Annotated in this window: 1 protein-coding gene; it reads right to left on the reverse strand. The window is 42.9% G+C overall.

What is annotated here, in order from left to right; all coding sequences use genetic code 11:
• The coding region (locus IM515_RS20345; RefSeq protein WP_353847964.1) for a S8 family serine peptidase at window positions 1–9,940 on the reverse strand (9,940 nt) is incomplete at both ends.

A 9,940-nucleotide genomic window follows, 5' to 3' on the forward strand; every position in this document is an offset into this window, starting at 1 on the left:
CGGTAAATCCTCAAAGCCAAAGATATTATTCCCCCTTGACCGTAAATGTTCCGCCCCATCGGGATTTGCCGCCCCAAAGGAGAAGTAGGCCACTTCATGACTTATATAGTTTTCTAGGGTAGCCGCCACGTTATCGGGATTTTTGGTCAAAAATGCCTGAATACTCCCTTGCAGACTTTCTCCCAGATTGCCGCCATTGGCAATGACAAAGGGTGCGTAGCGTCGTCCCCCTTCCAACAACACATCCCCTTCGTTAAATTCAGCGGCGGTGGTGCTTTGGTTTGCCCCTTCTCCACTGGCCCGCAAAATGAAGTTATTCACCGCTTGACTTAAGGCGGTACGCGCATAACCCGCTTGACCAGGTTGAATTAACTCGGTCACGTTGCCATCTCCATCTAAATCGAGGCTGTCAAAAACGGCTCCGTTGTCATCCGCCACTGGATAGAGACCGACAACGTTATTGAAGAAAGCTCCCGTCTGTTTGAGTCCTTCCTCAATGGCTGTCACCTGTATGCTACCAGGCAAGTTACTGAAGTTGAAAACCAGAGAACCTTGTCCATTACCCGTATCTTTAAATTGGATGGTTTGGGGATTAACGGCTTGGTCGGGTAGATTGGTAATTTCTAGGGTGAAATTAACCGTTGCGTCTGGCGTGGCATTGGGAGCCGGTTTGAGGGTGGTATCCGTCACCGCCACCGTCAGATTATAGAGGGATTGGGCTTCAAAATCAGCCTTACCGATGAAGAATAATTCCCGGCCACGAATCTGGAAACTGCTCTGATCACTGCCCAGCAAAGAAAGACTATTTGTCCCCAAGGCATCATCGCTGATCTGAATATCGGCAACTTTGACACCTTGACTGGTATCGGTATTTTCAGCGATCGCATTGGTGCTATTGGCCAGAATTAGGGCTGTGGGAGCTTCGTTGACATCGGTGATGTTTAAAGTGAAGGTTTGGGTGATATCCGGGGTGACACCAACGGTTGGATCGTCCACATTAACAGTGACTTCGTAACTGTTTTGAGCTTCAAAATTAGGAGTAAAACCGACATAGAAAAGAGCCGAATTCTGAATTAAGAAGCGCTCCCTATCCCGTCCCGTGAGGAAGAGATTATTGGTTCCTAAACCATCATCTTCAATCAGGAGGTCGGCGACTTTAAATTCTGGGGTGACATCGACATTTTCCGCTAACTCGGTGACAGCATTTTGGAAAATTAGGGCTGTGGGAGCTTGATTAGTAGGTGTTTCATTAACATCATTGACAGTAATTGTCAAGGTTTTCTCAAAACTTAGTCCCCCTTGGTCGGTGGTTTTTACTCGAATGCTGTAACTATTCTTGGTTTCAAAATCTGGGGAATTATTAATCTGTAATTGATTCCCTACAATCGAGAATGCTGAGTTATCTGTATCTCCTGTCCCTGCTATTAAACTATAGGTAAAGGTATTGCCAGTATCGGGGTCTGTGGTAGAAAATGTTCCTATCACTGTGTTAACAGGAACATTTTCATTTACTGTGGTCGCACTTAAGGCTAAATCGGTAGGGCCGACGTTAACAGTCTGATTAGCAAAGTCAATCCCTGTCGCTACCTGACCCGCCGCCAAATTAACTGTGTGAACCAGACTGACAGTATTGGGAGACGTGGCAGAATTGCCGCCCGTATTGCTGCCTGAACTGCCAGCATTGGGATCGGGGGTAATGCCATTAAGACTCAAAAGACCTTCGGCGAATTTCAGCGCATCAATGCGAGGAAAACTGAGTCCAGTATTGACCACATTATCGTTTTCGTTATCCCCATCCACAATCAAATCACCGGTGGTATCGAGTAAATAACGGAACTCGCTCACACTTAACCAACGCCCTAAAATCTCCTGGGCCATTTCCTGGGCAAGGGTTGCCAATCCAGTAACGAAAGGAACGGCTTGACTGGTTCCGCCCATCGTCACTGTTCCCCCAGTGGCACTGGCCCCACTAATCAGGATACCGGGGGCAAACACTTCCCCAAACAGATCATCTCTTTGAGAGAAACTGGCAATTTGATCCGCACTGGTCCTGTAATCAATGGCCCCACCGCTAAAGGATTTAGAGTCACCAAAGTTGCCTGACCAAACGGCACCCACTGCCACCACATTCGGATCGCTCGCGGGATAGGCTAATCCTTGTGTACTATTGAACTGATAGAAACTGTTTCCTGCGGCGGCTGAGATAATCACATTCTGGTTGGCGATCGCTGCTAATTCATCACCAATACCGTAACGTCCAGTCGCAGTTGTCCAATTTTGGCTATCTCCAATAGAGAGATTAACCGAGGCAATATTGTAGGTATTGGCCTTGGCATTAATCCATTGCAGGGCTTTTTCGAGGTCGGCAAAGGAGCCAGAACCGCTATCTTTAAAGACTTTGAGAACAATTAAGTTAGCATCAGGGGCGACAGAGGAAACAATGCTGGCCACATGGGAACCGTGATTGTTTTTATCGCTGGCATCAGTATCATTATCAGCAAAGTCGTATTGATAAATAATTTTGTCGGCAATGCCATCGTTGTTGGCATCGGGGCCAAAGAAGGGATGATTAAGGTCAATGCCTGTATCAATAATGACGGTGCTATAGTTTTTGCCCTTAAAGTCGAGGAAACGGGAGTCTTGCCAGAGTTGATCGAGGGAAATGAGAGATAAGGCTTGAGCATCCCCTGTAGCAGCGAGGGTTGTTCCGGTACTTTCTAAGAGGGGCGTGACAGAACTAGGAGATTCATCGTCTAAAATCGTGACCGTTGCTGTTCCTTGCTCCCCGATAACTGCTCCCCCTGTGGGGTTAGTGAGCTTAATGGTAAAGGTTTCATTGCCTTCCACTTTGCTATCATTGCGAATCTTAATTGCGTTGGGATTACCGAGAATCGCATTTTGAACCGTAATTAGTTTATTAGTTTCATTCTCTGCAAAGGTAAGGGTAAAGGAAACATTATTAAAATCATTATTGACAGAACTAGCGGCACAACTACAACCTTTAGCTGTGCTATCTAAAAGGTTGAGTGTCACAGTTACTGAATTAGACACATCGCCCGTGCGTGTTAGCCAAAACTCTGTAACTGGAGTGCCATCTTCTTGAACAAGATAATTAGCACGATTAAAGTTAATTAAGCTAGATTCAGAGGCAGTGATAAAGTCTAAAGTAGGAATGGCTAACGCAACCTCAGAGGCGGTAGTTGTGATATTCAGAATAGGATAGGTTTGTTGCCAACCCTCTTGGACAATTTGGGCAACAGTATAGGTTCTGGGGCGTAGATTATTAAAGGTGTAGTTACCATTAACATCGGTTTGGGTTGTGGTTTCTCCTGTGTCAAGTTGCCCATTATTGTTAGCATCTAAATAGACTGTCCAGCCTGCTAGATTGGGTTCGCTATTATTAACGGCATTGCCATCAATATCATTCCAAACTGTCCCTTTGATTTCTGCGTCGTTGTCTTGAATATTGACATTAACCGTCCCAATGGTTAACCCGTTGTAGTTGGTGTCTGTACTGCTGATATTGTGGGTAATGGTAGCAGTATGATTCCCTTCTGTTAGGGTGTCATCTACTGCGGTTACGGTGACGTTTTGGGGAGTATTCCAGTTGGTTGTGGTGAAGGTAAGGCTAGTTGAATTGAGGGTGATTTGATTGTTACTGGTTAGGGTAATGGTGACATCGGCAGTGGGTTGGGTTTTGAGGACGAGAGAGTAGGTATCGGTGTTACCTCCTTCGGTGACGGTGGTATTTCCGGCTGTTTGGGTTAAGGTGACTCCTGGGGTGGGAGGGGGAGTAATGCTAAAGCTGGTGGTTTTGGCTGCGTCTCCGTTATTTCCGGCGTTGTCTTGGATGGTGGTTGCGTCAACTTTTAGGCTATAGATACCGGGGGTGTTGGTTAAGTCGCCTAATCCGTTAATGCGGTAGGTTGTTCCTGAGAGATATTCAACGGTTACGGTATTAGGTAGGGTGAGGGGGATACCATCACGGGTTAAGGTAATATCACTTTTATCAAAAGTATTTAGGTCAATAGTTTCAGAAAACTGAACATCAATACTATTGACAGGGTTAAGGGTGGAGGTAGGAACATTTAAAAATTGGCTAATAGCGGGTTTAGTTACATCAGCAAAGACGCTTAAGCTAGTATTGACGGTATTACCTGCAATATCTTCTACCCGTATTTCTAGGTTACGAGAACCGGGGGAAGGTAGGGAAATATTGCTACTAAATTGGCTTCCGGTTACGGTTGCTTGTCCTAAGTCTTGATTAGTGTTTAGATCTTTGATGTAAACCCGTAGATTAGATTCGGCTAAATCGCCTGTAATGGTGATATTTTGGCTATTTACCCGATATTGTCCCGCTTGGTTGAGAGTAGATAATGAGGTAGTTTGTAGTTCTGAGAAGGGAGTAGCAGTAACTTGTATATTAGTAGGAAGACCAGGAAGAATGCGGTCTAATGTCCAATTTTGGGTCAGGGAGTTACTGATGTTATTACCGGCGGTATCTTTGATCCCTGTACCATTAACTGTGAGGGTGTAAACGCCGTTATCGGTTTGCAGTCCGCTTAACCCTTTGATAGTGTAGGTGGTTTCATTGCGTTTTTCCAGGGTGACGGTATTGGTGATTAAATTAACACTACCATCACGGGTTAAGGTTAGGTCATTAATATCGAGGGTATCTGGTTTTATTGCTTCAGAAAAGCTGATTTCTAGGCTACTAACTGCGGTATTACGAGGACTGGTGACATTAGTGATACTGGTAAGGGTAGGAATAGTGTTATCAAGTACCCAGTTAAACCCTTTACCCCCGACACCGTTGTTATTATCCGTATCCTGTACACCATTAGCGGTGACTAAGAGTTGATAATCTCCCTCAATGTTGGTAAATTGGGCAAAATTGCCAACTCGGAAGGTAGTCGCATCAATTTGGGTAATGGTAACGGTATTGTTAACTAAGCTTGCGCCATTGTTGCGTCTTAGGGTGATGTCGGTATAGTCGAAGCTATTGGGAATAATCGCCTCGGTAAAGGTGACATCAAAGGTATCAACAGCAGTGTTAATTAAAGTAGAGTTAAAGCCAGTAATTGAAGCAATACCGGGTTTATCTCCTGTAAATGTCCAGTTTTCGTTAACAATACCGGCTCCGGCGTTACCCGCTAAGTCTTGGATACCTGTCGCATTAACACTGAGTTGATATTGTCCAATATTACCCGTAATACTGGTTAAGTTGTTGATTTGGAAGGTTATGGGGTCAATTTGGCTGATTGTCACCCCATTGGTGATTAAGTTGGCACCGTTATCAAGGGTTAAGGTAAGGTCTTGATAATCGAAGCTATTAGCGCGTATTGGCTCGCTAAAGACAACAGTTAAGTTATTAACGGGAATATTACGGGGATTTGGGCTAACGTCAATGATTTCTCGCACTTGAGGCGATGCGGAGTCGTTACTATCGTAGGTGATTGTATAGCTCCCCGTGCTGTCTTTGTCAAGAAAATGTAATATATTTTCATATTTAGGGCGACCTGTAGCAGGGAAAGTGCGATCTGTGCGCCAGATGTTATCTAGGGCGATCGCTGTTCCATCAGAACGTAATAGCTGTTTAATTTGGAATTGTCCATTAGCAGGATCTTCTAAACGGATGTAATTCCAGCCTTGAGGCGGTTCGATCCCCCCTAACCCCCCTTGATAAGGGGGGGATAAGGTGATTTGTGCCTGTAAATCAAAGATGGTAACAGGTGCGTCAACGGTTGCGGTGTCAATGGCGGTAACGGGTGCGGTAGTACCATTACTAAAGTAGAGAGTATCGGGGTAGAATTTGGCATCAAATACATCATTAACAAGGAAATCAGGCAGGTTATCGCTGTCTGCTTTGACTTTACTGATTAATTCATGGATTTTGACTTCTTTGATTAAGGATAGTTCTTTATTACCAAGTCCGTTAACGTGTTCAAAAGTGGCTTTATATTCGATGAATTTACCCTGTAGGGTGGACTTGAGTAACCAGTTAGCTACGGCGGTTTCTCCGGCTTTGATGTCGCCAAAGTTGACTTTAAGAGAGGGGTTAACGTCTTGTCCGTTGAGTTGAGAACCGATGATATTAAAATCAATGAGTAAGCCCTTTTCATTTTCGATGATTTTGGGCTGAGATGAGGTAATATTGAGGTTTTTAGCGTCGCCATAACCTTTGTTTTGGACTAAGACAGCGAGATCGAAGGGTACAGATATTTCAGTAGCATCGGTAAAGGGATCATCGCCATAGACGTTACGGGATTGGAAGTAGTCTAGGTATAATTCCGCTTGGGGTAAGACGGTGATACCCGTGGAAAGTAAGGGGACGTTAATAATTTGTCCGTTTTCGGTGTAGGAAAGAGTACCGCCGATGTTGTAAGTGGTAGCGGTTTGGGGTGCGGCGAGGTTAGTGGGGATAAATGTCCATTCTGCACTACCTAAGCCTTCATTTTGGGAAGTATTGGGGTCATCACCTGTTAATATACCAGTACCATCTACTGCGGTGATGTTTTTCAGGATGGGGTTAGTGATGCCAAAGAGGTTGTTAACTATGTTGCCGTTTTGGTCGGTAATTTGTAGGGTGACGGAGAGGTTAGTTAGGTTGGTAGAGTTACCGTTATCTATTTCGAGGTTTCCAAGGAAGGCGGAGCGAGTCATTACCGCTTCTTGGTCGATGCTGATGCGGACTTGAGCACATACACCGTTATTTTTCTGTTGTTCCTGTTCGTATTCTTTTGCTAGTTTTAGTCCTTCTTGATACAACAGATCATCAAACCTCTCCAAATTCTCTATAGCCTCAGATATTGATACACTTTCATCTTCTAAGGTGAAAGCATTTTCTGTAATTAACTCACCAGTTAATAGATTGTATCCAATCTCAACATTTGATGTACTTGGATCGTCGTAAGGACTATATTTATAACCGAAGATATCAACAAACGCTTTAACTTCAATTTTTCCTTCTGTAGATAAAAACCAACCTTTCTCATCTGAGTAGCCAAATTTAACTGATGCTCCGCCAAAAATTCCCGCTTCTCCTTGCAATGTGGTATTAACAACTGACTCAATCTCTTTACCGGATTCTGCAACTAAAGCTCTTGCATCAATATTTATTGAACCACCTGCTTGAACATTTATTCCTATTGTTCCTTCAATCTCTGTGGTTGGCTTATCAAAATTACAACCAGATTTGTAAGTTGCACTGATGGATACCAATGGCTCTGCTGTTATTCCCAATGATGCTTCTCCATCAAGCTCTATTTCCTTTATTAGACCATTCAATCCTTCTAAATCAAATTCTAAATCAAGATGTTTATCAAAGTCAATCTCTATGTTAGGTCCAAATTTAGTTGCAGCTTCAACTTTTGCATTTGCAAAAAATTCAAGACCAATACCTAAAAGACTTTCTTCATCACAACAACCTTTAGCACCAGCTTTCGCTTCTACGTCAAGTTCTACCTCTACTCGATTTTTTAATAGAGTATTAAAAGCCGTTTCGCCAGCTTTTATGAAAGGCTCAAGAACTTCTGACGCATCTATAGTTCTAGAAATATCTGGTAAATCACAATCATCATCGTCATCACCACCATTGCTACACCCTCCTGAACTACCCACACTAACAATGCTACTACTACCACTTGACCCCGAATTTCCCCACCAAAACGTCCAGGGTTCACCACAACCACCAGAACCAGCTACATTATTAAACCCAATACCTGTTGATTTCCCAACATCTTGACCCCCACAAGGAAAGGAATAAATAAGAGATCCTGAAATCCCACAACCACCACCACCAGCAGCTAAAGTTGCTAATTCGCCACTACTTTGTAATGATAGTTCTTGACTACTATTTAAAACTGTATTTTCATCAGCGATACGAGTAATTCTGACAGGAACAGTTAAGGAACTTTTTGCCCCTAAAGAACCGATATTATTAATCAGAGGTTCAATTTTATAGAAAGGATGATCGCTAAAACTAAACTTAAGATCATTGGCAGCAATTAAACCATGATTAGTCAAAGTCATATCTACTTGCATGACTTGACCAACTACATCTAATCCTTCTAAATCAATTAAAGGCGGATCAATTACTACCGTAGGAATCGGTACATTCGTTTCAAAAACACTCTCAACGGTGATGTTATATTTATCCTCAATTTCTGTCGGGGTGACAGTCCATTTATACTGCACGGTTTGACGAGATAAAAAGGCGTTAATATTCTCAGTTTCCCCGGCATCTAACTGAATAGTCTGACGGAAAGTATCATGTCTGTCTGCTTTAATTTCTAAATTGTAATAACCCTCATTGATATTAGACAGGTTAATTAATCCCGTATTATCTGTCACCGCAGTGGCGATTACTTCATTAGTAAAATAATCCCGTAATGTCACCGTTGCATTGGCTAACTTCGGCGAACCTTCAGCAAAATAGAATAATTCATTAACGGTATTAATCTGGATATTCCCAACGGCATCACTGATGGCACGGAAATTATAATTAACCGATAAATCTCCATCATTTCCTTCTGTATCTAAGAAGAAATTGCCAAAATATTCTGTTAAGGGTAAATTAGCATCAGGGGTTAATAATAAAGTAACTTTTGTCGATTCCCCCGGCTTTAATGCGGAAATAGTCGCAGGAGAAGCTAACTTTAACCAAGGTTCATTAGGTAACTCTACCTCAATATTTTGAGCAATTCCTCCCCCTTCATTTGTCACCTGAAACTCGACAACGGTTTGATTACCGCGTAACATTCCACTGCTGACTAAATTAGTCGAAGCGACTAAACGGGGGACAATACGCTCTAAATTAACACTAACAGGTAATACCGCCGTCGCTCCTTCGGCACTGGTTAGCTTGATATTAAAGGTATCTTGAGTGATATAAGAGTCATTCGGTGCAGTAATGGTATAACTAAGGGTATTATTCCCTGAACCTGCTAAACTTGAGGGAGTATTCACCTGCACATTCCAACCAGGGACTACACTATCAACGGTTGCGGTAATTCCCGTTATCCCAATATTAGTAATATTTTCCAGCGTCACCGTACCTGTAAAGGGAGTATCTGCAATCACCTTATTGGTGACTTGACTGGTATTAAACTTCATCCCCAACAGTTGAAAACTGTCTTCCGGTGCGGTGTCTTCGGTGGGGTTATTGGGGAAATAAGCATTAATGTTATATTGTCCCCCTTCTGTGGGTAAGGGGTTAAAACTCTTAACAAAGTTACCATTTCCATCGGTAAAGGCGCTTAACTCCCGAATTGTGCCGTTATTTTCAATCCTGATGGTGACAAACTCAAAAGGTACAGGGGAATTATCCGCATTATTAACCGCATTTCCTCGCAATGTCACCGCTTGTCTATTTGTACCAATTACCGTATCAGTGTAAACCGTAGCTTTATAAGCAGGTATCACCGTAATGGGAGTAATAACGGTGTTATTCTGTTCCCCTAACCCTGTACCCTCATTAACAGTATTATTAGCATCTGTGGTAGCAATTAAATAGTATTGTCCCCCATTTTTGGGCGCAAAGAAGGGAATATTACGCTCATAGAAGGAATTAAAAGGAATATTAGGGGTGAAAGTAGTTTCAGTAATTAGACTATCACTACTATCAAATTTATTGTCGGTAGAAAGATAAACTTTATCTGTCCAAGTTCCCGAAGCAGGTGATAAACCTTTATTTTCGACTTTATAGGTTAAAAATGACTGTTTACCCGTATAAAGGGGGTTAGTTGTCGCAGCTAAATTAGTAATCTGTAAATCAGCTACATTTATGGTATCATCACCCGTAATTGTCCCAGTAACTGCGGTGGTCGTACCTATCGTATAACCTGTCCCGGTCGCGAGAGTTAAAGCGACGGTTTCATCATTTTCCACTGTAGTGTCAGCAGTGGGGTCAACGGTTACAGTCGCAGTGGATGAACCAGCA

It is taken from the genome of Microcystis sp. M44BS1 (genome assembly GCF_020244875.1).
Taxonomy (GTDB): domain Bacteria; phylum Cyanobacteriota; class Cyanobacteriia; order Cyanobacteriales; family Microcystaceae; genus Microcystis; species Microcystis panniformis.